We start from the raw sequence: 25,426 nt of genomic DNA, 5'->3' as shown, positions 1-25,426 counted from the left end.
TATCAGGATTGCCACCCGCCGCCGAGGGTTTCGTACAGCGTGATTTGCTGATTCAACTGGCCGAGGTGCGTGGTGATAAGAGCCTGTTGCGCTGTATAAAGCGAACGCTGAGCCACCAGCACATTAAGATAGCTGTCGACGCCGGTTTGAAAGCGCATTTTGGCATAACCGAAATAGCGCTGGTTGGCCGCGGTATCTTGTTCCCGCGCCTGCAGTTCATCACGGTAGGTATCCTGTCCCGCCAGCGCATCCCCCACCTCTTTGAAGGCCGTTTGAATCGCCTTCTCATAATCGGCGATTTCGATGCGATTCTGCGCTTTAGCAATGGCCAAATTCGCTTTGTTTACGCCGCCGTCGAAAATGGGCAGGTTAACGGAGGGCATAAATGACCATGCCCCGGTACCGCCGTTGAGCAGACTGCTCAGGGTGCTGCTGGTGGATCCGCCGGCCGCCGTCAGGGTAATGCTCGGGAAGAAGGCCGCGCGCGCCGCGCCGATATTGGCGTTGGATGCTTTAAGAGTATGCTCCGCGGCAATAATATCCGGCCGGCGGGCCAGCAGATCGGAAGGCAGCCCGGCGGGGGTGGCCGGGAAATGCCAATCTTTGTTCAATCCCGCATTGGACAGCAGACTGGCGGGAAGATCGGTGCCCGCCAGCAGCCGCAGCGCGTTGACATCCTGGCGTACCTGGCGCGTATAGGTGGCCACATCCGCCTGGGCGCTGCGCACGGAGGTTTCCGCCTGCGCCAGATCCTGGTCGCTGTAAACGCCTCCGTCATAGCCCCGTTTGGTGAGGTCATAGGACGCCTGCTGGCTTTTGGCGGTGTCTTGCGCCAGCTTCAGCAGATCGTTATCGGCGCACAGCGACAGATAGCCCGATGCCACTTGGGAGATAAGGCTTATCCGGGTAGCACGCCGGGTGGCGTCCAGGGAGAGGTATTGCTCCAGCGCCTGATCGCGCAGGCTGCGCAGGCGGCCGAAGAAATCAAGCTCCCAGGAGGTCACTGCGAGACTGGTATTGAACTCGTGATAAGTGATTGGCCCTGTGCTGGCGGTATTATACAGGCCGCCGGGAATATGTTCGGCGGTTTCGCCGGCGGACAAATTGACGCTTGGCAACAGCGCCGCGCGATCAATCTGCACCTGGGATCGGGCCACTTCGACGTTAAGCGCCGCCACCCGCAGATCGCGGTTATTTTGCAAGGATAGGCTTATCAGCCGGCGCAGGCTCGGGTCGGTGAAAAACGTTTGCCACGGCAAATCGGCGCCGTCGCCCGGCGTGGCGGCGGCGCCGTAATCGTAATGATTGGCGACGGGCAAGGCCGGGCGCTGGTATTTCGGTTCCAATGAGCAGCCGTTCAGCAGTACGGCGGACAGAGCCAGCGGCAGCACAGCCGACCGGAAGGTTTCAATTATCATTATGAACTTTCTCTTCATAAACAGGTTTAGCGGCCTTCTTGCCGGAAAAACGCTGGGCCACCACAACGTAAAACATCGGCACAAAGAAAATGGCGAGGAAGGTGGCTGTTATCATGCCGCCCACCACCGCGGTTCCGATGGAGTGCTGGCTGCCCGCGCCGGCGCCGCGGGACATGGTGAGCGGCAGCACGCCGAGCACAAAGGCCATGGAGGTCATGATGATGGGTCGTATGCGCATACGGGCCGCGGTAATCACCGCATCCATCAGGTCTTTACCCTCCCGCTCTTGCAGTTCCTTGGCGAATTCGACAATCAGGATGGCGTTTTTCGCCGCCAGCCCGACGGTAGTCAGCAAACCTACCTGGAAGAAGACATCGTTTTCCAGCCCGCGTAAAAGCACCGCCGCGATGGTGCCCAGTACGCCTAGCGGCACCACCAGAATCACGGAAAGCGGAATTGACCAGCTTTCGTACAGCGCCGCCAGGCAGAGGAACACCACCAGAATCGATATGCTGTAGAGCGCCGGCGTCTGTGAACCCGATGTTTGCTCTTCATAGGAGACGCCGTGCCATTGCGGTTTGAATCCCTGAGGCAGTTTGGCCATGATGTCGTAAACCGCTTTCACCGCGTCGCCGGTGCTGTAGCCGCTGGCCGGCGAGCCCATGATTTCCATGGCGGAAAGACCGTTGAAACGTTCATAGCGCGGCGAACCGAAGACCCATTTACCGCTGCCGAAGGCGGAGAAGGGCACCATGGTTCCGCTGGCATTACGGAAATACCATTTATTAAGATCTTCCGGCGTCACCCTGGAGCCGGCGTTGCCCTGCAGATACACCTCCTTGACGCGGCCGTTGAACATAAACTGATTGACGTAGCTCGACCCCCAGGCCACGGAGAGGGTATCGTTGATATTCTCCAGATTGAGGCCCAATGCGCTGGCGCGTTCGTCATCGATGTTCAGTTGATATTGCGGTTCATCCGCCATGCCGTTGGCGCGCACCGCGGCTAATCGCTTATCCTTTGCGGCCAACTGTAAAAATTGGCTTTGAGCCGCCATCAGCGCGTCATGGCCCTTGTTCAATGTGTCCTGCAAATAGAAGTCGAAACCGGTGGCATTGCCCAGCTCCATTACCGCAGGCGGCACCAGGGCGTAAATCTTGGCGTTTTTATAGCCGGCGAAATGCGCCATGGTCCGCTGGGCCAGGCTCTGCACGCTCTGATTGCCGTCGGGACGCAGGCTCCAGTCTTTTAGCCGGACGAACGCCATGGCGGTGCTTTGCCCGCGGGCGCCGAAGCTAAAGCCGTTGGCGGCAAAGACGGAATTGACCGTTGCCGCCTCGTTCTTGTGCAGCCATTCATTGATGTCATTGATGACTTTCTGGGTGCGCTGTGCCGAAGCGTTGGGGGGCAACGTCACTTGCAGCGTCATTACCCCCTGATCCTCGTTGGGCAGGAATGTGGTGGGCACGTGCTCAAAGAGAAAACCGGTGAGGACGACCAATACCAGATAAAGCAGCAAAAACAGACCGCGGCGTGAGATGACCTTGCCGACGCCATTAACATAGTGCCGGGTGCCGGAATCGAATTTTCGGTTGAACCAGCCGGCCATGCCGGTGGTTTTATGCTGCGCCGACGTGCTTTTGAGAACGGTGGCGCACAGCGCCGGGGTGAAAATCAACGCCATCAGTACCGATAAGGCCATGGCCGAAACAATGGCAATGGAGAACTGTCGGTAAATGACGCCCGTTGAACCGCTGAAGAAGGCCATGGGAAGCAATACCGCCGAGAGCACCAGCGCTATCCCGAACAGCGCGCCCTGGATCTGGCGCATGGATTTGATGGTAGCCTCTTTGGGAGGCAAGCCGTCCTCAGCCATGACGCGCTCGACGTTTTCCACCACCACGATGGCATCGTCTACCAGCAGGCCGATGGCCAGCACCATGCCGAACATTGTCAATGTGTTGATGCTATAGCCGAAGGCGGCAAGTATGCCGAAGGTGCCCAGCAGTACCACGGGAACCACCAGGGTGGTGACCAGGGTCGCCCGCAGGTTCTGCAAGAAGACCAGCATCACCAGGAAGACCAGCACAATGGCCTCCAACAGCGTTTTCACCACTTCTTCGATAGATGCGCTGACCACCGGCGAGGTGTCATAGGCATACACTACCTCCACGTTGCCCGGCAACGAATCCTTCACGCCCGCCACCGTCTGGCGCACCGCGTTGGCGGTATCCAGCTCATTCGCTCCGCTGGAGAGCAGCAGCGCGATACCGGCGGAAGGCATGCCGTTATAGGTGGAGTCGACATTATAGCTTTGCGGCCCCAGCGCCACTTTCGCCACGTCTTTCAGGCGTACCTGGGAACCGTCCGTGTTGACCTTCAACAGGACGTTTTCGAACTGGGATACCGTGGTAAAACGGGACTTGCCCAAAATAGTGGCGGTGGTTTTTGCTCCGGGGATGGTGGGCAATCCGCTAAGGGAGCCGGATGACACCTGGACGTTCTGTTCATTGAGCGCGGTGGTGATATCGCTGGGTATCAGCTGATATTTGTAGAGTTTATCCGGGTCCAGCCAGATGCGCATGGCATATTCCGCCCCCATCACCTGGAAGTCGCCGACGCCTTTGGTGCGGGAAATAGGGTCTTCAAGCTTGGACACCAGCAGGTCCGCCAGATCGCTGTTGCTCAATTTCCCGTCTTTGGAAATCAGACTGACCACCATCATGAAGTTGGATTGGTATTTGCGGATCCGCAGTCCCTGATCGGTGACCGCTGCAGGCAGCTGCGCTTCCGCCAGCGACACCCGGTCCTGCACCTGGACCTGGGCGATATCGGGATTGGTACCCTGATTGAACGTCACGATAATCTGCGCGCTGCCGTCGTCGCTGCTTTGGGATTCGATGTAGCGCAAGTTATCGAGGCCGTTCAACTGCTGTTCGATAACCTGCACCACGGTATTCTGCGTCGTTTCCGCGCTGGCGCCCGGATAGGTGACGGTAATCGAGATAGCCGGCGCTGCAATGGTGGGATATTGGCTGATAGGCAGATTCAGTACCGCGATAGCGCCTACCAGCATCACGATAATGGCGATTACCCAAGCGAAAATCGGGCGGTCGATAAAGAACTTTGACATATCGCCTCCTATTGCGCCGAGGCGTCGGTCATGGAAAGGGTAACGCCGTTCTTGCCGGGCACATCGTCCGAACCTGACGATACCGCCTTCACCCTGCTGCCGACGTGAATCTGCTGCAGCCCGCTGACCACCACGCTTTCGCCGGCGTTCAGTCCCTTATTCACCAGCCATTTGTCGTTGATCATCTGACCTGTGGCGATATCGGCCTGGGCAATGGTGTTATCCTTTTGCACCAGGTAAACGTAAGGCTGGCCTTTGTTGTCATGCATGATGGCTTCCTGCGGCACCAGAATGCCCTGTTCCTGTATCCCGCGCGGGAAGCTGGCATGGACAAACATGCCCGGCAGCAATTCGTTATGGGGATTGGGGAAGGACGCGCGCATCGTGACGCTGCCGGTGGCTTCATCCACCGTCACTTCCGAAAATTCCAGCCGTCCCTGCTGGGGATAAGGCGATCCGTCTTCAAGGGTCAGCGTTACCGCGGCGGCGTTATCGCCGGTTTTTTGCAACATGCCGCTGGCCAGCGCGCGGCGCAGGCGCAGCATATCCTGGGACGATTCGCTCACATCCACATAGATGGGATCGAGTTGGGCAATGGTAGTGAGGTAATTGGTTTGTCCGTTGGTAACCAATGCCCCCTCGGTGGAAAGAGAGCGGCCGATATGGCCGGAAATGGGCGCGCGCACCTGCGTATAGTCGAGATTGACCCGGGCGGTCTCCAAATCGGCTTTTGCTTCGTTGGCGCTGGCCACCGCGTCCGCATAGCTTTGCTGGCTGATGGCGTGCGCGGCGGCCAGCGGCTGGTAGCGTTTCGCCAGCAGTGAGGCATTGGTATAGGTGGCCTGAGCTTTATCGTAGGCAGCCTGATAGCTGGCGGGATCGATCTGGTACAGCGGCTGGCCCGCTTTCACCTCGCCGCCCTCGATAAACAGTCGTTTTTGAATAACGCCGTTCACCTGCGGCCGGACCTCGGCGGTTCTTACCGCCGTGGTCCGGCCGGGAAGTTGGGTGAATAATGTGATGGGCTGGGTCTGTAGCGTCACCACTCCCACTGCCGTGGGTTGGGTTGCTTGGGGGGATGATGTGTCCTGGTGGCAACCGGCGAGCAGCAGAATCAAACTGGTGTAAAGAAATCTCTGGCGCATAATGAATTTCATACCGTTCATCAAAAGAAACGAGAGCGACCGCTCCGGTAAATTCCTGTCAGCGTTCGCTTAAAAAAGCCGTAAGGTTCGCGAAGGTTCCTTATGGCGGCGAAACATTTCATCAATGTGTAATGGGTTACCCCCGGCCGTAAGCGCACATCTATTACAGATGAATGCATATCTATAACGCTGCGAAACGGCATTTGCCGCGTGGTGTAGGAGTAGTTGTTTTTTTGCCATAAGCAGCCGGTTGCCGAGTGCGATAATGAAAACGCCCCTTACAGCGCTACCAACGCAAAAGGGGCTGGCGACGTTAAACGGAATGCGGCGTTTACGTCGTTATTGGCACATTAACTCCAGGCGTGTCTGGAAATATGGAGATAACGTAAGGCATGCGCTAAGAGGTATTAAGCCACATGACTTTATTAGTGGTGTGAAATGAGAATGTGATTAATTATCAATAGAATAAATTAGGTCAATGTTATGGCGTCGCAACATGGAGACATGTGTGTTTCAAGATGCATTTGCCATTTATTAGCGGGGGTATGTTTTTTAGGCAGAAAAACCGGCGGATGCCGGTTATGACGAGACATGGATACCCTGCATCAGTCCGCTCACATCAGCGGCGGTAACAATCCGTCGCTGCCCAGGGCGCCGATGATGGCGCCGGAGGCCACCATCTGCGCGGCATTGGCGATATCCGTCGCCATGTAGCGATCGGTGGTCAGCGGGGCTACCTGTTTTCTCACCTGCCGCGTTACCTTGAGCAGCTCAGGGCTGGTGGCGAGGGGCGAGCGGAATTCAATGCCCTGGGTGGCGGCCATGATTTCAATCCCTAAGATAGCATTGAGGTTATCAAGCATTTTGAGCAGGCGGCGCGCGCCGTGGCAGGCCATGGAGACATGATCCTCCTGGTTGGCGGAGGTGGGTGTGGAGTCCACCGAGGCGGGATGGGTCATTTGCTTGTTTTCGCTCATCAGGGCGGCTGAGGTCACTTCGGCGATCATCATGCCGGAGTTAAGCCCGGGAGCGGCCACCAGAAATGCCGGCAGGCCGAAGCTCAAGGCGGGATCCACCATCAGGGCAATGCGCCGCTGGGCGATGGAGCCTATCTCGGCAATGGCCAGGGACAGGATATCCGCCGCGAACGCCACCGGCTCGGCATGGAAATTTCCCCCGGACACCACGGTATTATCGGACAGCAGCAGCGGATTGTCGGTGACGGCGTTGGCTTCGGTGCATAGCGTGGCCGCCACCTGGCGGATCAAATCAAGGGCGGCGCCGGCCACCTGCGGCTGGCAGCGGATGCAATAGGGATCCTGCACGCGCGGGTCGTTTTCCAAATGGCTTTGGCGTATTTCTGACGTTGCCAGCAAACGGCTGAGGCTTCGGGCGGTGTCTATCTGTCCCCGGTGCCCGCGCAGTTGATGGATTTCATCATGCAGCGGGGCGGTGGAGCCCATGATGGCGTCGGTGGTGAGGGCGCCGGAGATGAGCGTGGTTTGCAGCGCCCGATGAGCGCCGAACAGTCCGGCCAGGGCCAGGGCGGTGGAAACCTGCGTGCCGTTGATCAGCGCCAGGCCCTCTTTGGCCGCCAGCACCACCGGTTTCAGCCCCGCCAGCTGCAGCGCCTGCCGGGCGGGCATTCTTTGTCCGAGCATCACCGCCTCGCCTTCGCCTATCATCACCGCCACCATGTGCGCCAGGGGCGCCAAATCTCCCGAGGCGCCCACCGAGCCCTGGCCGGGAATCACCGGTATAACGTCGCAGGCCAGCATCCCTTCGATAAGACGAATAATGTCATAGCGCACCCCGGAGGCGCCCCGTCCCAGGGATATAAGCTTAAGGGCCATGATCAGGCGCACCACCGGCCTGGCCAGCGCTTCCCCCACGCCGCAGCAGTGGGATAAAATCAGGTTGCGCTGCAAGGTGGCCACGTCTTCGGCGGGAATGCGCACCGACGCCAGCTTGCCGAACCCGGTATTGATGCCGTAGACCGCCGCATCCCCCGCCACAATCTGCGCCACCCGCGCCGCGCTGTGCTGTATTGCCCCTTCCATGGCCGGATCGAGCCGGACGCCCACGTCGGAGCGGTAAATTTGCTCCAGCTCCGGCAACGTCACCTTGCCGGGTTTTAAGATAATCATGCTGTCATTCCTGTGGAGTGGATTACCGCTATCCCTATTTAGGGATAGATAATACGGTCAGGCCAGTTCTACCCGCAGCCAGATAGGGGTTTTGGTTTCAAAGGTGCTTTTCCAGACCTCGATACCCACCGCGTCGAGACGATCGGTATGTTCCGGCACCACTTCCCCCAATACCGGCTGGGCCAAATCCTCGGTGGTGGGGCCGTACTGGACGATGAATTTTTGTCCGGTGGACTGGGAAAAACGCAGCCGCCCTTTCGGGGCATCGCAGATTCTTTCCCGCACATGGATTGGGGCGGTGGATACCAGCGGGCACCAGGCATACATGGACTCGCCGGTGACCACGGCGTGATCCTGCAAAATGGTAAAGGGCAGGGCGTTGATCACATCCTGGCACAGCTCCGGGTTTTCATTCACCGCCAGATAGGCGTCCACGGTGATGCCCAGCGGCTGCCAGGTGAGGCGAATCTTGCGGCCCTGGTTGATTTTTACCCGCAGCGCCGGGTCGGCGAGGGAAGGGGCGGCCGCTTCGGGCTGGCTATAGGTAAACTCTTTACCTAGGCGCCAGGGAAAGTAGTGGAAAGACCAGGCGGCCATTTTGTTGGTGTATATACAAAACGCCCTGATGGCTTCAACCGCCTGCCGGCGCGACTCGGCCTGCGGCAGCCACTCCCGCATGGCGAAGGCCAGCTTGCCCATTTTCGGAAAACCGCTGTAGCGCAGATAGTTGCTGTAGGGGTGATCGAAGCTGTCGAGGATAAAGGCGAACTGGGACAGATCGATGGCCGGATTTTCAACGATCTGCAGCAGCGGATAATAGGTATACATGGAGTAATCGCGCATCATGCCGGCCGCGATATCCCAGGTGCCGAAATACTGACCGTAGCTTCCCGCCTGATTGTCCAGCGTGCCGGTGCGAAAGGCGTGGATCTCGGCGGGTTCATCATGGGCGATTAGCCCGGTATGGCTGTGGATGTCGTTAATCACATCGCCAAGGCTCGTATAACTCATACCACTTACTCCTGTCGTCAAAAAACAACCTAACGGCTACGCCGCCGTAAAAAGGGGCGTCATAATCATGACAGGATTATTGTATATACAATATAATATTATGTATATACATTTGTGGTTTGAAACGACAACCGGCATTAGGAACCGGGGCTGTTTTACCTCGCCTTACAGCTCTTCCCGGACAAAATGTCCCGGCGATACTTCGCGCATATAGCCGGCGGTCAACCTTCCGGCGGGGGTTGGGCTATAAAACGTCCGCTTTTTACTGCGCTCCAGGGCCGGATCGGCTTCAAGAGTGGCGCTGAGCAGCGCCTGGGTATAGAGATGGCGCGGGTCGTTGAAAATATCCTCCACGGAACCGGTTTCCACAATCATGCCGCGCAGCATCACCGCGACCCGATGGCAGATATGGCGGACCATGCCAAGATCGTGGGAAATAAACAGGTAAGAGAGTCCCTGTTCATCCTGCAACTGCTGCAGCAGGTTGATTATTTGCGCCTGAATGGAGACATCCAGGGCGGTAATCGGCTCATCCGCCACGATTAACCGGGGCGACAGCACCAGCGCCCGGGCGATACAGATGCGCTGGCGCTGGCCGCCGGAAAATTCATGGGGATATCGATGGATATGGCTGTTGTCCAGCCCCACCTTGGCGAACAGCGCCTCTACCCGCTGCTCTAAAGCCTGTCGGGGCTGTCTTCCCTCGTGGATAATAATAGGGTCCGCCACAAACCGGCCGGCGGTCATGCGGGGGTTGAGGGCGGAGTAAGGGTCTTGAAAGATGATCTGCATAACTCTGCGCAGCGGCCGCAGCTCGCTTTGGCCGAGCTGCGCCAGATCCTGTCCCTCAAGCAGAACCCGGCCGCCGGTGGGCCGTTCCAGCTGCATCAGGCAGCGCGCCACGGTGCTTTTCCCCGATCCGGATTCGCCCACCAATCCCAGGGTTTCTCCTTTCGCCAGGGAAAAGCTCACGCCCCCCACCGCGGTGAACACCCCGCGCCGGCCGAACCACGGACTATTGACCGGATACTCTTTGCTTAAGCCCTCAACCTGCAATAGCGGCGGCCGGGCCGGGGGCGATGGGGCGTGGCTCGTAGCCTGCCTTTCTATTGCCGTAGCGGGCGGCGGGGCATGGTTCATGGGTTATTTTCCTGTTGTTGTTCCAGACAGCGGGGCAGATCGTACCAGGCGGCCACCCGGTGCTGCGGCGCTACGTCGGACACCGGTCGCAGCGGCGGCATTTCCAGATGGCAGCGCGGGGTGGCGAAGGGATTGCGCGGCGCAAAGGGATCACCCGGCGGCCGCAGGGCCGGGTTGATGGGTTGCCCGGCGATTTGAAACAGCGGTTCCCTGGGGCGCTGGCCGCGTTTGGGCAGGGATTGCAGCAGTGCCCAGGTATAGGCGCTATAGGGCTGGCCGAAAACCTGTTCCACCGGCCCCGTTTCCATGATTTTACCGGCGTACAGCACCTGTACCCGGTCCGCCATGGCGGCCACCACCCCCATATCATGGGTGATCCAGATAATGGACATCCGCATCTCGTCTCGCAGATCCCGAATCAGCTGGATAATCTGCGCCTGGATGGTGACATCAAGGGCGGTGGTGGATTCGTCGCCGATCAGCAGCTTCGGCTTGCAGGCAATGGCCATGGCGATCATGGCGCGCTGGCGCATGCCGCCGGAAAACTGGAACGGGTACTGCCTGATCCGTTCAGCGGCATCGGGAATGCCCACCAGCCCCAAAAGGTCGACGGCATGCCGGCGCGCCTTGCCGTAGCTCATGCCCATATGATGCACCAGGGGTTCCGCCAGCTGGCGGCCAATGGTCAGCACCGGATTGAGGGAGGTCATCGGCTCCTGGAAGATCATGCCTATCTGGCCGCCGCGGATCTCCCTGAGCGCTTTAGGGGACAGGGTCAACAGGTCTTTGCCCTGGAACAGCACTTCCCCCTGAATCCGCCCGCCCTTGCGCAGGGGCAGCAGTCCCAGCATAGCCAGGGCCTGCATGCTTTTACCGCTGCCGCTCTCTCCCACGATGCCCAGAGTCTGATGGTAGTCCAGATCATAGCTGATATCTTCGATGATACGCACCGGGGGCCGTCCCCGTTTGGCGGGTACCTCAACGGTGAGATTACGCACTTCCAGCAGCGGCGGCATAGGCTTCATTCTCCGGTGGAATGCAGTTTGGGATCAAAAAAATCGCGCAGCCAGTCACCGACAAAGTTGGCGCTCATCACCGTTAATACGATAGCCAGCCCCGGAAAGGTGGTGACCCACCAGGCGGTGGCGATATAGGTGCGCCCTTCCGCCAGCATTCTGCCCCAGCTCGGCCAGGGCGGCTGAACGCCCAGCCCCAGAAAGCTTAAACTGGCTTCCAGCAAGATAACCCGGGAAAACTCCAGCGTGGCGATAACCAGGATCGGGGTGAGAACATTCGGCAGCAGATAATAGCGCAGGATATGCCAGGGTCCCGCTCCCACGGCGGTGGCCGACAGGACAAACTCCTGGCGCCGCAGGGCCAATACCTGGCCGCGCACCAGGCGGGCGTAGCGGATCCAACTGGTAAGCGCCAGCACGATAATCAGATTGCCCAGGCTGGGCCCGGCGGCGGCGATAACCATCAGCGCCAGCAAAATCAGCGGGATGGAAAGCTGCATATCCACTAAACGCATCAATACCCGATCGGTGATACCGCCGGCATAGCCGGAGATCATGCCCACCAGCACGCCCACCACCCCGCCCATCAGCACCGCGGCGCAGCCCACGGTAATGGATACCCGGCTGCCGAACAGCAGGCGGCTGAACATATCCCGTCCCAGTTGATCGGTGCCCAGGGGATGGGACGACAGCGTGAAAAACCGATAGGAGGGCGGCTTTAACCGCTGTAAAAGATTGCCGTGCACCGGGTCGGGCAGGGGCAGCAGATACGTGCTCAATGCCCCCAGCAGCAGCAGGAGCAGCACCACCCAGCCAATCAGGCCGATTTTGCTGGCCGCCAGGCTGCGGCCCAGGCTTCGCAAGCCGTCAGCCCTGATCATGGGGATTGCCTCACGCGCGGATCCAGCAGGCTGTACAGCAGGTCCACCGCCAGGCTCACCAGTAAAAACAGGCCGGACACCACCGCCACCCCCGCCTGGATCAACGGGAAATCCCGGTTAGCCACCGCCTCGACGATAAGCCGGCCCACCCCCGGCCAGGAAAAAATGGTTTCCACCACCACCGATCCCCCCAGCATCTCCCCCACCAGCAGCCCGCTCATGGTCACCACCGGCAGGACGGCGTTGCGCGCCATATGCCAGCTGATAACCGTTCGCGGCGGCAGGCCCTTGGCCCAGGCGGTGCGCACATAGTCCTCGCCCATGACCTCCAGCAGGCTGGATCGAAACAGGCGGGCGATATTGGCGGCGATGAAAATCGACATGACGGCGGTGGGCATCACCAGATGCAGCGCGCTGCCGGTGCCGCCGGTGGGCAGCCAGCCCAGGTGGACTGAAAACAGCAGGATCAGCATAATGGCCAGCCAGAACGCCGGAGTGGCCTGCCCCAGCATGGCCAGGGTGAGCACCAGAAATTCCCAGACGGAGTTACGGTACAGGGCCGCCGCCAGGCCGGCCAGGCAGCCTATCGCCAGGCCGAACAGGGCGGAGAGCGCCGTCAGCGCCAGGGTGGCCGGCATGCGTTCCAGCACCACCTGCAGCGCCGGGCGCTGATAAAAAAAGGAGGTGCCCAGATCCCCCGACAGCACATGGCGCAGGAAACCGAGATATTGATCCAGCAGCGGGCGCTGCAACCCCAACTGCTCCCGCATGGCCTGGAGGTCGGCGGCGCTGGCGCCCTGGGGCAGCAGCAGCGATACCGGATCCCCCAGCATGCGCGATACCAGAAAAATGATGGTCACCAGGCCGAACAGGGCAATCAGCACTTCCACTACTCTGGACAGAATATATTTAGCCACGCGGGTCGCCTGTTATTTTGCCACTAAATCATCGACGCGGACCCAGTCATCGCCCCGGACTTTCCAACTGAATTTATTGGACGTGGCGTAGGTCAGGGGCTGGTTGAACAAAAACACCACCGGGGCCTGATCGCGCATCCGCTCCGTCGCCTGCTGGTAATAGACGATGCGCTTTTGCTTATCCACCGTTGAACGGGCTTTCAGCACCAAATCGGCAAATGCCGGGTCTTTCCAGTACGCGCCGGGATCGGTGGGCAGATAGAGCCCCAGCAGACCGTCGGCATCCAGGGTCGGCCAGGCCTGGCCCAGGAAGGAGGCCTGGCCCATATCGCCGCGAGTATAGGCATTGGACCAGTTGGCGTATTCCATCTCCTTGATTTTCACATCCAGCCCCACGTCCTGCAATTGGGCGGCGATGATCTGGCCGATTTCCTGGCTCAGCAAATAGCGTCCCAGCGGAACCTGCAGTTCAAACGAGATGGGCTGCGGCAGGCCCGATTGGGCAATGAGCTGCCGGGCTTTGTCCGGGTCGTAAGGATAGGGCTGCAGCTTATCGTTGTAGCCGAAGTACATGGGGGACAATAGCTGGCCCTTGCTCATGGCCCCGTGGCCGTTATAGATGGCATCGATAATCCCCTGGCGGTCGATGGCGTAATTCATCGCCTGGCGCAATTTCAGGTTATCGGCGAAGGGCTTTTTCAGGCTGTTGAGCTTGATTATCATGGCGCGGCTGCTTTCACCCCAGCCGGCATGGGCCACGCTGCTTTTATTGATCCGGTCGATGTCGGTGGGCGGAATATCCAGCGCCAGGTCAAGCTCGCCGGACAGCAGCGCCGAAACCCGCACCGCCGGTTCGCTGATCATGCGGAAAATCACCTGGTCGTGGGCGGCTTTCGGACCGAAATAATGCGGATTGGGCGTCAGCACCACCCGCTCCCCCGGCACGTACTGCGCCAGCTGGTACGGTCCGCTGCCCATGGCTTCGCGGCCGGGATCGTGAGCGGCGGTCCAGGTGGGCTCCATCAGGAAAAACATGCTGAGCTGGGCAATCAGTCCCGGAAAGGGCGCGCTGGTGACAATTTTCACTTCGTCGGGGGCCACGACGTCCACATGGTCAATCAGGCTGTACCACTCCTTCACCCGGGTTTTATGGTTGGGATCGAGCAAATGGTCAAAATTCCATTTCACCACCGCCGCATCCAGAGGTTTGCCGTTGGTAAACAGGATGCCGGGGCGCAGCTTAATATCCCAGGTCCGATCGTCCAGCGCTTTCCACGACGTGGCCGCCACGCCGATAATGCTCAGGTCGGCATTGCGCACCACCAGGGGGGTATAGATATGGCTGATGACGCTCAGATCCGTCTGCACCACGGTGGCCTGCTGGGGATCGAGAGTGGTCAGCCCGGCGGATAGGGCGATATTTACCGTATCCGCCAGTGCGCTTGCCGGCACGGCGTTGAACATCATCAAGGCGAAAAGCCAGCCCCGCATTCTTAATGTATGCATGCCGGATTTACCCACGGGCGCTAACAAGATTTGCCTAAGCAGATGACGCATGTCTGGTCTCCAACAAGAGAAAACATCACTATAAGGCTATAAAAAACCATTTTTTATAACCGCTGGCCCGGGGATGCGGGCAGAGCCCTATTCATTCAATGCATCTTTAGATACTGCAACTCTTCGTCAATAACCCGGTTCATCAGCGGCAGCGTCACCGGCCGGTTCTCCGCCGTCAGGCGCTTGATCACCGCCAGGCGCAGCGGCTGGCGAACGTTCCGCTCCTGCTGCAACAGACCGGCCGCCAGCGCCCCGCGGATTTCCCGCGGCCAGACAACATCCAGCTGATCCCGGGCGCTGCCCAGCGTCACCCGGCTTTGATCGGGGATATGGCCGGCCCGCAGCCGATGGGTGGCGGCGTCGTCAACGCGGCCCTCGTCATCCACCGCAACGCCGTAGCTGCTCCTGGCATTGAAGGGCGTCACCAGCCCGCGGCGCACATCGCGGGCAATAAGCGCCGGGTCGCGCAGGAACGGATCGCCGAAGCCGCCGCCGGCGGGGGAGGTGAGGCGTACCACGTCATGGCGTTTCATCTTCAAGACATCGATCTTGCCCAGGTTGCGTTCATCGTCGGTACCGGGATTGAGCACCACCGATCCCAAATGGCCGCACTGGCCGCCGCGGGCGCCCCAAGGACGAAAATAAAAGCGATTCATGCCCCGCACCGTCATTACCGCCTCCGGCCCGGTATTTTCCAGCTCCAGGGCAATGGCGGCGCCGCTCTGCCAGCGGCCGGGGGCCTGGCTGTCGGTAACCAGGGCATAGCGTTTGACCCGTATTACCGTTTCGGCTTCGATAATTTCGGCGGGCACGGTGCGCAGATAGCCGGAGCGGGAATCCACGCCGTCGGTGCCGTCGATGCCGAAGCGTCCGCCGCCGCCGCCGCACAGGGGATTGATGACGCTGACACGGTTGCCGTCGCCGCGGGGATCTTTGGCGGAGACGACAATCACCCCCGACATGCCGGGGCCGGCGGCGGTCAGCCCGTCCGGCAGCGCGGCGTTCAGGCAGCCCAGAATCACGTCGTAGACCCGGGTGCTGGTGGTGACGCGGGAACCGCCCGCCGCCGGAAATTCGGCATTGATGATGGTCCCGCGCGGGGCGATGACCTCCAGCGCCCGCAGCAGGCCGGAGTTACGCGGCGCTTCCGGTTCCAGGGTCAAAATGTAATAGATAAACGCCTGCAGGGTATAAGGATGGGCGCGGGCGCCGGTGACATAATTAAAGGCCGCCGCCACCTGCGGGTCTGTGCCGCTGAAGTCGAACACAATGTGTTCGTCGCTGACGCGCATCACGGCGTTGATATGAATGAAATCCCCTTCCGTCATGCCTTCGATATAATCCGCAAAGGGGTAGTCCCCGTTGGGAATGCGGCGAATGACCTCGCGGGTCTTCACCTCGGACAGGGCCAGGGAAGCATCCATCCCCGCCCGCACCTGCTGGATGCCGTAGCGCCGGCATAATTGATTCAGCCGGTTATCCATACTGGTGAGGGCTGAGATCATCGCCTGGAAATCCCCCCACAGCTCATCGGCAATACGGCTGTTATCGATAAAAATGTTGCGAATGGCGGTATCCAGCTGGCCGCGCTTGTAGAGCTTGGTGGGCCTGACCCGCAGTCCTTCCTGGAACACCTCGGTAAAGGCCGGTGAAATGCTGCCCGGCACCGCGCCGCCGATATCGGAGGCGTGGACAAACGACCAGGCCAGGGCGATAAGGTCATTGCCGAAAAAAATCGGCCGAACCATGGAGACATCCATAATATGCGTCACCATGCCGTCGGTGCTGAACGGATCGTTGGTAATGATGCAGTCGCCCGGCTCCAGATTTTCCAGGCCGATGCCCGCCAGTCCGCCGGCTACCGACAGGCCGATAAAGGCATTGACGCCGGAATGGCTGGGGTAGGCGAACACCTCCCCTTGAGGCGTGGCCAGGGCGCACTGGAAATCCTGCACCAGCTTGACGAAGGTGGTATGGGCGGTGCGATACAACGTGACCGACGCTTCTTCGACGATGGCGTTAAAGCGGTTATTCATGATAACGGTTTGTATGGGATCCACGGTCAACGCTCCTGCATCATGAAAAGGGCGCCGTCGGGCTGCACCCGGGCGGTGAAATGCTGTGGAACCAGTACTGTCGCGTCGCTCTGGCTGATGATACAGGGTCCAAAAACGCTCGCGCCGACGCCGAGGCCTGACCTGGCATAGACCGGGCAGTGGTCGAAATGCGCGGCGCCGATGTGCAGCCGCCGGTGGCCGCAGGGACTCGGGGCGGCAACGGATTTCAACTCCGCCGGCGCATGGCTGCCGGGGGTAGCCAGCGCGCCGCGGATACGCACCCGTAGTTCGATAAATTCCACCCGTCCCTGGGGATCGGCATGGGCATGCAAACGCAGATGCTCGCCGTGAAAGGCGCTAACGGCCATCTCGGTGGTCATGTGGTCCGGCGCGTCGGCGGCGATTTTCACCGGTATCTGAAATGATTGGCCGCGATAGCGCAGATCCGCCCAGTATTCCAGCACGATGGCCTCTATATTGGCCCCATCGGTCTGCCGCGCCAGCCATGCGCCGGCCTCATCCTGCAAGGCGGTGAAAACCTGCCGTAACCGGGTGGTGTCCATGGCCCCCTGTTGCACAATGGCCACCACGTCGTGGGTCAGCTCCGCCACCACGCCGCCCACGGCGCAAAAAACCGAAGGGGTATTGGGCACGATAAGGGAGGGGATACCGATTTCCGCCGCCAGCAGCGGTCCGTGGATAGCGCCGTTGCCGCCGAACGTCACCAGGGTGACATCCTGAGGGTCAACGCCGTGGCGGGCCAGGTAGGGCAAGACGCTGGCCACCATATTGGAGGTGGCGATGGAAATCGCGGCGCTGGCCGCGCCGGTCACCGTCTCCCCCATGCGTTGGGCCAGGGGCATAAACGCCTGATGGGCCGCGTCCCGATCCAGGATCATGGCGCCGCCGAGAAAGGCATCGGCGGACAGGTAGCCGCACAGCAGGTAGGCATCGGTGACGGTGGGCCGGTTTCCTCCCCGGCCGAAGCAGGCGGGTCCGGGCCAGGCGCCGGCGCTCATCGGGCCGATACGGAATACCGGTCCGTCAAAGCGGCCGATGGAACCGCCTCCCGCCCCGATGGCTTCAATGCCGGTCACCGGCATGGTAAGGGGAAACTCGCCCACTTCCGTCTGATCCACTACCGCCGCCATGCCCTCGCGGATCAGGGAAATATCGGTGCTGGTGCCCCCCATATCCATGGTGAGATAGTGCCGTTCCGGCGCGGCGCGGGCCATCAGCTGCGCCGCCGTGACCCCCGAGGCGGGGCCGGAAAGCAGGGTATTCACCGGGAAATCCCGCGCTTCCCGCGCCGACATGGCGCCGCCGTTGGAGCGGGTGATAAACAGCTGGACGTGCCGCAGGCGGCTGGCGAGATAGCTTTCAATCTGCTGCAGATAGGAGGACATGCAGGGTTTAACGTAGACGTTCAGCAGCGCATTGATGGCCCGTTCATACTCTCCCGGCCGCGGCCAGACATCACTTGACAGGCAAACATCCAGCTCCGGCGCCAGCCGGTTAATCAATGCGCGGGTCTGCTGTTCATGGGCGGGATTCTGGTAACTGTTCATAAAGGCGACGGCTATGCCCGTCATGCCGGCGGCGCGCACCTGTTCAACGGCCCGGGCCACCGAATCCGCCGACAGCGGTTCAACGATAGCGCCGTCCGCCCCCAGGCGTTCCCCTATTTCAAAGACCTGATGGCGTTCAATCAGCGGCAGCCTGCGCGTGCCCAGCAGATTGGTGGGATCTATCAGGCGCAGCCGCTGCAATTCCAAAATATCCCGAAATCCCTGGGTAACCAGCAGGGACACCGGCGGCTGGGAGCGTTCAATCACCGCATTGGTGCTGACGGTTGTGCCGTGCATTATCACCACGGGCTCTTGCGGCCCGATGGCCAGTTCAGCCAGCAGTTTTTCGAATCCGTCCTGAAAACCCCGGGCGAAATTCGGCGGGGTGGAGGGTACCTTAAAGGATTGCCATTGTTCCTGCCGCCCGCCGCTGCGCCAGACGACGAAATCGGTGAAGGTTCCGCCGATATCAACCCCTATTCTTATCATCCCGTTCACCCGTCAATCGCGGTTTCCCTTAATCCGCAGGAAAGATAAGGGAAAAGCTGGTTTTAATTGATTGGTATATACCATATAATATCAAGGGGGGAAGTAAAGCCCGTACAGACGAAAATCACGGCTTTCTGCATAGGATAATCCTATGATAAATACGCGTTAAAACAGGGGATTATTTTTCCCACCGGCGGCTTTTACGCTGATGCTAACGGCGTTCTGATTTTGTATATACATAAAGTAGGCGAGTTTTAACGGCAGGGGATTAATAAGAAAAAGAAATGCCTGCCCCGGCGAAAAGCCTGTGCCGGACACCGCCTAACAGCGGTTAAAGATGATAGGATGTTTTATCATCTTCCGGTGCCATGTCCGGCGCTACGTTCAACCGTTCGGCGTTAAGCCCTGGCAGATGGGTGTGTGTTTTGGCTGTATGATATCGCTTATCATTATTTTGCAAGTTATTGAACAAGCTATTGAAAAAGGGACGTTATGGACCAAAATAGACCCAATACCACTAAGCCCTCGCTGTCGGAACCCGAGTCCAAGAGTGAAACCATCAGACGCGTCCGGGTCAAACCCTTGCCGATTCATCAGAGTATTCAGAGCGATATCAAAAATAAAATTCTGAGTAACGAGTGGCATCCCGGCGATCGTGTCCCCACCGAACAGGCGCTGATGGAGATTTACAACTGCTCGCGCATGACGGTAAACAAGGCGCTTTCAACGCTGGTGGCGGCGGGGATGATTGTCCGCAAGCGCAGGAAGGGTTCGTTTGTGGCCATGCCCAGGGTGGAAGAACCGCTGCTGGCTATCCAGGATATCCGCGCCGAGGTGCTGGCCACCGACGGAATGTATAGCTTTACGCTGCTGTATCGCGGCATCCGTACCATCACCGATGCGGTGGAGGCCACCCATATCGGTATCCCGGTTAATGCCCGCATGCTGTGCATTGATGTGATGCATTACGCGGATAATCTGCCGTTCGCCCTGGAAGCGCGCCAGATAAACCTGGCGGTGGTGCCCGAAGCGGCGGAAGAGGAGTTCACCGATATTCCGCCGGGAAGCTGGCTGCTAAGCAATATCCCCTGGTCGGAAGGGGAGCACTCCTTGCGCGCCATTTCCGCCGATGACGTCCTGGCCAGGCAGCTCTCCGTATCCCCCGGCACCGCCTGTATCTCCATTGCGCGCCGAACCTGGCTGTCGGGTGAATTAATCACCTTTGTGCGTCTCATCTATCCCGGCGAGCGGCACCGCTTTCTGGTGCGCTTCGGGCCCGGCCCGAACCCGGCCTGATAGCCGTTTACCTCATCCCGAACAACGGCTCTTTCATCGGCATGTCGCTGTCAAAACGCCCTCCGCGGGCATGGAAAACGCCCTGACGGGATCGGGCGGATGCCGCCGCCATCCTGCCGCCCAGTTCCTTTTTAGGGCTACTCCCTTTATCACTCCCCGCTGCGCTTAACACCCCATGGTCTCTTCCCTGGCCGCTCCGTGCCGCCCATAGCCGGGCAATTCACTGAATATCGGTTATAAATGGATAAGTATATTCATAAAAATATAAATATATTAGTTATATATCAATTGGTTGATAAAAATTATAGTTTTTCACGTCCAATTCAACCATACAATTATCTTATTTGTATATACATATATTGACGACCGCGCAGGCTGGCTGTATGTTGCTGATAGTGAGTAACGGAAGTGTTAACAGCCCGGATGCCATTCTCAAAAAACAATCGTTCTTAATGCGAACAAGACCTGCGGGAGAATAGGGTGAATAAAAAGCAATTGTTTATCGGTGCGGCGTTGAGCATGTCGTTGTCCATGGCATCGCAGTTCGCCTTTTCAGCGGTTACCGCTCCGGCTGACATCAAAGCCAAGGGGCAGCTGACTTTTTGTTCCGACCTGGAAAACCCGCCGGCTGAAGGAATGGCGGAGGACGGTAAAACCCCAAGCGGCGTCGCGGTGGATATCATGAATGCGCTGGGCCCGTTGATGGGGGTTAAAACGCATATCGATAATTATCAGTTTTCCGGTATTTTTGCCGCGCTGGATACCGGTAAATGCGATTTGGTAATGGCGAGCCTGGGTAAAACCCCGGAGCGGGCCGAACGCTACGGGCTGATTGATTACTGGCGGGTAAAATCCGGACTGCTGGTGACCAAGGGCAATCCGCTTAAATTCCACACCTTTGAAGATCTCTCCGGCCGGCGGGTAGCCGCTTTGCTGGGCAGCCGCAACGAAACGGTGGTTAAACAGTTTAGCGACCAGCTGGTAAAAGAGGGCAAACCCGGCATAACCCTGGTATCCCTGGGCACCAATGTCGCCGCTTTCCATGATTTGCTGCTGGGGCGGGCGGATGCCATGGTGGGGGATAATGTGGTGATCAATTTCTATATGTCCAAGGCGCCGAATAAATTCCAGACCGTGGACATGCCGGTACCCGCCAAGACCTGGGTCATCGCCACGCTTAAAAATAATACCGCCCTGCGGCAGGCCGTCCAGGCCGGCATAGACGAGTTGAATACCTCCGGCGCCATGACGAAAATCGTCAAAAAATGGGGTATCGATAAAGGCGTTGATCTCTGCAGCAGCAGCCACCCCTGTGCCGATTAAGCGATCATGATATTCGTTCGGTGAGGATAAAAACGTGTTCACACATATTCAGCTGCAGTTCAATACGGGTTTTTTCCTTAATTTTGTCTTTCACCCGCAACCCGTTTTATTGGAAGGGCTGGCGTTGACCGTTATTGCCGCCATCGTCGCGCAATTGATCGGCATGGCGCTGGGTATCTTGCTGGCGGTGTCCGGAATGAGCCGCTTTTTGATATTCCGGTCATTGAATCAGCTATATATCTGGTTTTTTCGCGGCACCCCGGTATTGGTTCAATTGGTGCTGATTTATTTCGGCCTGCCCTATTTATTGGGCTTTGATCTCTTTCCTTCGGTATTAAGCCTGGGGCCGCTGGCTGTTTCAGGGGCGCTGGTGGCAGGCATATTTTCTTTCGGTCTGCACGAGGCCGCCTACATGAGTGAAATTACCCGTTCGGGAATTATATCTATCGACAAAGGCCAGTCGGAAGCGGCCAAAGCGCTGGGGATGACCCCCGGATTATTGATGCGAAAAATTATTTTGCCACAGACTATTCCGGTCATATTTCCCGCGTTGGGCAATCAGTTTAATAACATGCTTAAAACCACCGCGCTGTTAAGCATTATCGGCGTGTCGGAAATGTTCCGCGTCGCGGAGCAATTGCAGGCGGCGACCTTTATGACCTTCGAAGTGTATTTAGGCGTGTCGGTATATTATTTATTGCTGACCGCCGGCTGGACCCTTATCCAGATGCTGCTGGAAAGAAATATGAGCCGGCATTTATCGGCAAAAACTGTCAAGCGGGCCAAAAATACACCCACAAATCAGCTGGCGGAGTTGGCCGATGAGTCTTGATGAGCTGTCTACGCCGTCCGATGCGGTGGTTTGCCGGGATGTGATGAAATTCTATGGCGAGACGCCGGTGCTGCGCAACGTGTCGTTAACGGTGAAAACCGGTGAAACATTGGTGATTATCGGTCCGTCGGGTTCAGGTAAAACCACGTTGATCCGCTGCATCAATCATCTGGAAAAAATTCAGCAGGGCACCATTCATGTGGGGGGCACCCTGATTGGCTACCGGCTAAAAAACGGTCGGCTGATTGAGGACAGCGAGAAAAATATCGCCCTGCTGCGCCGCCGCATCGGCATGGTATTTCAGCGCTTTAATTTATTCCCTCACATGACCGCCCTGGAGAATGTCATGCAGGCGCCGGTAAGCGTATTGCATCAGGATAAACCGCAGGCGGAGCGCCGGGCGATGGAATTATTGGCGCGGGTGGGGCTGGGAGACAAATTAACGCACTACCCATCGCAATTATCCGGCGGCCAGCAGCAACGCGTCGCCATTGCCCGCGCGTTGGCAATGAATCCGGAGGTAATGCTGTTTGATGAACCCACCAGCGCCCTGGATCCGGAAATGGTGGGGGAAGTGCTGAGCGTTATGCAGGGCTTGGCCTCACAAGGGATGACCATGATAGTCGTGACCCATGAAATGGAATTCGCCCGCAATGTCGCCGATAGGGTGGTCATTATGGATGGCGGGGAAATTATTGAACAAGGGCCGCCGCAAAAAATATTCACCTCGCCGGACAATCCCCGTACCAGGATATTTTTGAATAAGGTTTTGCATAAAATATAACCATGATCTAATGACAGATGAGGTGTGAAGATGGGACGTTTGATCGATATTAGCTGGCCATCCCTGGGTGTGACCGTGGTGGCCGAATTAAATGATGAAAAAAACCCGGAGTTGTGTGAAGAGTTCTGGCAGCATTTGCCGTTCAAGATTTTACAGGCGCATCCGGTGGTATCCGGCGCGTCCATGTATGCCTGGACGCCGATTGTCAGCAGCGCGCCGGTACATCATCGTGAATTGATCACCGATTGCCCGGTGGGCCGGCTGCGTTATTCCCAGTCAACCGGCAATAAAATGTCCATTCAGTACGGCGTGGGGCTGGAGCCGCTGGCGCAGCCGGTGCTGGGACAGGTATTGCAGGAGTATTGCCATTTATTGCCCGACGTGGGTAAAGCGGTATGGAATAATCTGTTCTGGCAAAAAGACTTATTATTCGTTGAGGTATCGGCCCATGATAAAGCGGCCCATCCCGGCGTACCGAAAGCCGTCAACGTAACCTCCGACGTGGCGAAAACCTTTTTAGCCGAAGCCGAGCGTATTTCATTAACCGAGCCTGAGGATTTACGGGATATTCGCCTGGGCCGCGTGGAATCAACGGGCACCTACGGGCAATATTTTACCGCCTGGGATTTCGCCAACGGCATGCTGCGCGATTATATCATGTATACCATGTATCCGTTGCTGACCTTGAGCAATAGGCTGTCCCTGGAAGATTTCTCCACCACGCTGAATGAATTCGATGTGCCTTATTCCAGCTATCTTGGCGTCAGCGGATTATATAAATTGGAAGAATTCGCCGGGTTATTGCGTCCCGCTATCGCCGCCGCTAAAAGTAAAGAAGAGGTGCAGGAACTGCTGCGGGCTTTCCTGAAATACGGCAACCGGCTGTGCGCCTGGTCTTATCAATATTTCCCCTGGTATCTGGGCATGTTCTATAACCGCCAGCTGGGCGGCCAGGAATTCCCGGGGCGCTGGAATCCGGAAAAGGTCTGAATATAGATTAATAGAGCGGAATAGTATTCCGCTAACCCTGGCATACTTCTACTTGCAGGCGCGCTGGCTTGCCCGCAGCTTGAATTATCCAGGGTATATTTCCCATGGAGATATGATGATTGACATTTCCCCCCATGACAAAGAGGCATTCGCCCGCGACGGCGCGGTGATTATCCGCGGCGCATTCTCAAGGCAATGGCTGGATATCGTTGAACAGGGTATCGACTATAATATCGCATTCCCCAGCGATCATGGCCGTTATACCGATCCTGACACCAAAACGTTTTTTCAGGATAGCGACAACTGGCGGCGCATTGAACATTTCCAGGATTTTGTCTTTCATTCACCGGCCAAAGAGATAGCCGCCGCCCTGCTGGGTTCTTCAAAAATCAATTTTCTGCACGATCACGTTTTGTCCAAGCAGCCCGGCGCCTCGCAACGCACGCTCTGGCATCAGGACCAACCCTATAGCCCGGTGGACGGCAGGGATTTTTGCACAATCTGGCTGCCCATTGACCCGGTGGCCAATGAAACCGCATTGGAATTTGTCGCCGGTTCCCACCGTTGGGGAAAATGGTTCCGTCCGCAGGTGTTCGCCACCGGCGAGCTGCGGCCCGGCGACAACGAACAGTGGGACATACTACCCGATATTGAAGGGCGCCGCGGCGACTACCCCATTCTCCGCTGGGCCCTAGAGCCCGGCGATTGCCTGGTATTCCATGGGTTGACCCTGCACGGCGCCGCCGGCAATTTTACGCCGCTGCCGCGACGGGTGCTGTCCACGCGCTGGACCGGCGATGACGCGGTATTCCGTCGGCGCAGCGGGAAGATGTCTCCCCCAGAGCCGTCCCACGACGGTCCAAAGAACGGCGGCGTGCTGGATTGCCCGGCATTCCCGGTGGTCTGGCGGGCCGGCGGCTAATACATCGCCGCAGCATGCAGCCCGCCGGTGCCGAGGAACTTGACGATCTCTTCTTTGGTCTGCTGCAGCGCGGGCAGATATTGTTCGATGCGCGCATCGGTCATATGCCTGACCGTGCCGGAAATGCATATGGCCAGCGGCACCTTGCTGGCGGCGGCGATAATCGGCACCGCCACGCCCCGCAATTCAGGTTCGGCCTCTTCATCATCGATGGCGTAACCCGTCCGGGCAATCTGTTCCAGCGCGGCGAACAGCCGGCTGCGCGTGGAAATGGTATGGGCGGTGCGGGTCGGCAGCTCTTCTCGGGGATAGAGTTCCAGCAGGCGTTCACGGGACAGGCTGGAGAGCATGCATTTACCGGTGGAGGTACAGTGCGCAGGCATGCGCAGGCCTTCGGCAATGGAGAAACCATAAAAATCCTGCGTGGTGACGCGCGACAGATAAATCACATCCTGATCCGTAAGCGTCGCCAGCTGAACCGTCTCCTCCACCTGTTCACTGAGCTTTTTCATCCAGGGCAACACCACCGCATGGGTGACGATACGCGACTGATAAAGCATCCCCAATTCATAATTGACGTGACCTAAGGAATAAAGCCGTGATTTTTCATCCTGCTGCAGCAGCTTTTCCGCCTCAAGGGTTTTCACCAGACCGTGCACGGTGGTTTTGCTCAGCCCCATAAACTGGGACATTTTGGCAATGGAAAGTTTTTCGTGCTGTTGAAATAACTTCAATATGGCACAGGCCCTGGCTACGCTTTGAATGGTCATGTTATCTCCCAAGAATTTCTGCATTATAAC

General features: G+C 58.3%; 19 protein-coding genes. 6 read left to right on the top strand and 13 right to left on the bottom strand.

The genetic code is table 11. The features are described from left to right. Positions 1 to 2: 2 nt before the first annotated feature. The 12 genes from ACL2XJ_RS02805 to ACL2XJ_RS02750 all read right to left on the bottom strand — a co-directional run bounded on the left by ACL2XJ_RS02805 (position 3) and on the right by ACL2XJ_RS02750 (position 18,479). Positions 3 to 1,418: an efflux transporter outer membrane subunit gene (locus ACL2XJ_RS02805; protein ID WP_413725565.1), complete on the bottom strand. Its 1,416-nt coding sequence runs from the start codon at positions 1,416 to 1,418 to the stop codon at positions 3 to 5. Continuing rightward, positions 1,408 to 4,551 carry an efflux RND transporter permease subunit gene (locus tag ACL2XJ_RS02800; protein WP_413725564.1) on the bottom strand — a complete coding sequence of 1,048 codons (3,144 nt, stop codon included), beginning with the start codon at positions 4,549 to 4,551 and terminating at the stop codon, positions 1,408 to 1,410. The genes ACL2XJ_RS02805 and ACL2XJ_RS02800 overlap by 11 nt, the downstream gene beginning before the upstream one ends. 8 nt (positions 4,552 to 4,559) lie before the next feature. Further along, positions 4,560 to 5,696 carry an efflux RND transporter periplasmic adaptor subunit gene (locus ACL2XJ_RS02795; protein ID WP_413726840.1) on the bottom strand — a complete coding sequence of 379 codons (1,137 nt, stop codon included), beginning with the start codon at positions 5,694 to 5,696 and terminating at the stop codon, positions 4,560 to 4,562. Between the two features lie 614 nt (positions 5,697 to 6,310). Next, positions 6,311 to 7,843 (bottom strand): histidine ammonia-lyase, encoded by a 1,533-nt coding sequence (gene hutH, locus ACL2XJ_RS02790; RefSeq protein WP_413725563.1) that lies wholly within the window; start codon positions 7,841 to 7,843, stop codon positions 6,311 to 6,313. Positions 7,844 to 7,900: 57 nt separating this feature from the next. Beyond that, complete coding sequence (locus tag ACL2XJ_RS02785) at positions 7,901 to 8,854, bottom strand: hypothetical protein (RefSeq protein ID WP_203523986.1); 954 nt, start codon at positions 8,852 to 8,854, stop codon at positions 7,901 to 7,903. A gap of 165 nt (positions 8,855 to 9,019) precedes the next feature. Continuing rightward, the gene (locus tag ACL2XJ_RS02780) at positions 9,020 to 9,994 is read right to left on the bottom strand and encodes an ABC transporter ATP-binding protein (protein WP_413725562.1); all 975 of its coding nucleotides are present in this window, start codon (positions 9,992 to 9,994) and stop codon (positions 9,020 to 9,022) included. Further along, positions 9,991 to 11,010 carry an ABC transporter ATP-binding protein gene (locus tag ACL2XJ_RS02775; protein WP_413725561.1) on the bottom strand — a complete coding sequence of 340 codons (1,020 nt, stop codon included), beginning with the start codon at positions 11,008 to 11,010 and terminating at the stop codon, positions 9,991 to 9,993. Before ACL2XJ_RS02775 ends, ACL2XJ_RS02780 begins: the two co-directional genes overlap by 4 nt. A 5-nt stretch (positions 11,011 to 11,015) precedes the next feature. Continuing rightward, complete coding sequence (locus tag ACL2XJ_RS02770; protein WP_413725560.1) at positions 11,016 to 11,891, bottom strand: ABC transporter permease; 876 nt, start codon at positions 11,889 to 11,891, stop codon at positions 11,016 to 11,018. Continuing rightward, positions 11,888 to 12,808 carry an ABC transporter permease gene (locus ACL2XJ_RS02765; protein WP_413725559.1) on the bottom strand — a complete coding sequence of 307 codons (921 nt, stop codon included), beginning with the start codon at positions 12,806 to 12,808 and terminating at the stop codon, positions 11,888 to 11,890. Before ACL2XJ_RS02765 ends, ACL2XJ_RS02770 begins: the two co-directional genes overlap by 4 nt. A gap of 12 nt (positions 12,809 to 12,820) precedes the next feature. After that, positions 12,821 to 14,314, bottom strand: coding sequence for an ABC transporter substrate-binding protein (locus ACL2XJ_RS02760; protein WP_413725558.1), 1,494 nt, complete (start codon positions 14,312 to 14,314; stop codon positions 12,821 to 12,823). 146 nt (positions 14,315 to 14,460) lie between these two features. Next, positions 14,461 to 16,425, bottom strand: a complete 1,965-nt coding sequence (locus ACL2XJ_RS02755) for a hydantoinase B/oxoprolinase family protein (protein ID WP_413725557.1) — start codon at positions 16,423 to 16,425, stop codon at positions 14,461 to 14,463. Between the two features lie 2 nt (positions 16,426 to 16,427). Then, positions 16,428 to 18,479 carry a hydantoinase/oxoprolinase family protein gene (locus ACL2XJ_RS02750; protein ID WP_413725556.1) on the bottom strand — a complete coding sequence of 684 codons (2,052 nt, stop codon included), beginning with the start codon at positions 18,477 to 18,479 and terminating at the stop codon, positions 16,428 to 16,430. Positions 18,480 to 18,971: 492 nt separating this feature from the next. Between ACL2XJ_RS02750 and hutC the strand changes: the two genes are divergently transcribed. The 6 genes from hutC (at position 18,972) to ACL2XJ_RS02720 (ending at position 24,626) form a co-directional block, all read left to right on the top strand. Further along, positions 18,972 to 19,775 carry a histidine utilization repressor gene (gene hutC / locus ACL2XJ_RS02745; protein WP_413725555.1) on the top strand — a complete coding sequence of 268 codons (804 nt, stop codon included), beginning with the start codon at positions 18,972 to 18,974 and terminating at the stop codon, positions 19,773 to 19,775. A 480-nt stretch (positions 19,776 to 20,255) separates the two neighbouring features. After that, the gene (locus ACL2XJ_RS02740; protein WP_203523979.1) at positions 20,256 to 21,098 is read left to right on the top strand and encodes an ABC transporter substrate-binding protein; all 843 of its coding nucleotides are present in this window, start codon (positions 20,256 to 20,258) and stop codon (positions 21,096 to 21,098) included. A gap of 34 nt (positions 21,099 to 21,132) precedes the next feature. Beyond that, on the top strand, positions 21,133 to 21,930 hold the full coding sequence (locus ACL2XJ_RS02735) for an amino acid ABC transporter permease (RefSeq protein ID WP_413725554.1): 798 nt from the start codon (positions 21,133 to 21,135) through the stop codon (positions 21,928 to 21,930). Continuing rightward, a complete protein-coding gene (locus tag ACL2XJ_RS02730) occupies positions 21,920 to 22,714 on the top strand; it encodes an amino acid ABC transporter ATP-binding protein (protein WP_413725553.1) in 795 nt (264 codons plus the stop codon). Before ACL2XJ_RS02735 ends, ACL2XJ_RS02730 begins: the two co-directional genes overlap by 11 nt. Before the next feature lie 30 nt (positions 22,715 to 22,744). Next, complete coding sequence (locus tag ACL2XJ_RS02725; RefSeq protein ID WP_132925672.1) at positions 22,745 to 23,704, top strand: DUF3830 domain-containing protein; 960 nt, start codon at positions 22,745 to 22,747, stop codon at positions 23,702 to 23,704. 112 nt (positions 23,705 to 23,816) lie between these two features. Beyond that, a complete protein-coding gene (locus ACL2XJ_RS02720) occupies positions 23,817 to 24,626 on the top strand; it encodes a phytanoyl-CoA dioxygenase family protein (protein WP_413725552.1) in 810 nt (269 codons plus the stop codon). Here the strand turns inward: ACL2XJ_RS02720 and ACL2XJ_RS02715 are convergent. Continuing rightward, positions 24,623 to 25,420 carry an IclR family transcriptional regulator gene (locus ACL2XJ_RS02715; RefSeq protein WP_413725551.1) on the bottom strand — a complete coding sequence of 266 codons (798 nt, stop codon included), beginning with the start codon at positions 25,418 to 25,420 and terminating at the stop codon, positions 24,623 to 24,625. The genes ACL2XJ_RS02720 and ACL2XJ_RS02715 overlap by 4 nt on opposite strands. Between the last annotated feature and the right edge of the window lie 6 nt (positions 25,421 to 25,426).

It is taken from the genome of Sodalis sp. RH16, from assembly GCF_047324245.1.
GTDB classification, from domain to species: domain Bacteria; phylum Pseudomonadota; class Gammaproteobacteria; order Enterobacterales; family Enterobacteriaceae; genus Acerihabitans; species Acerihabitans ligni.
The sequence above is the reverse complement of the archived record's forward strand: the minus strand, read 5'-3'. Positions and strand labels throughout refer to the sequence as shown.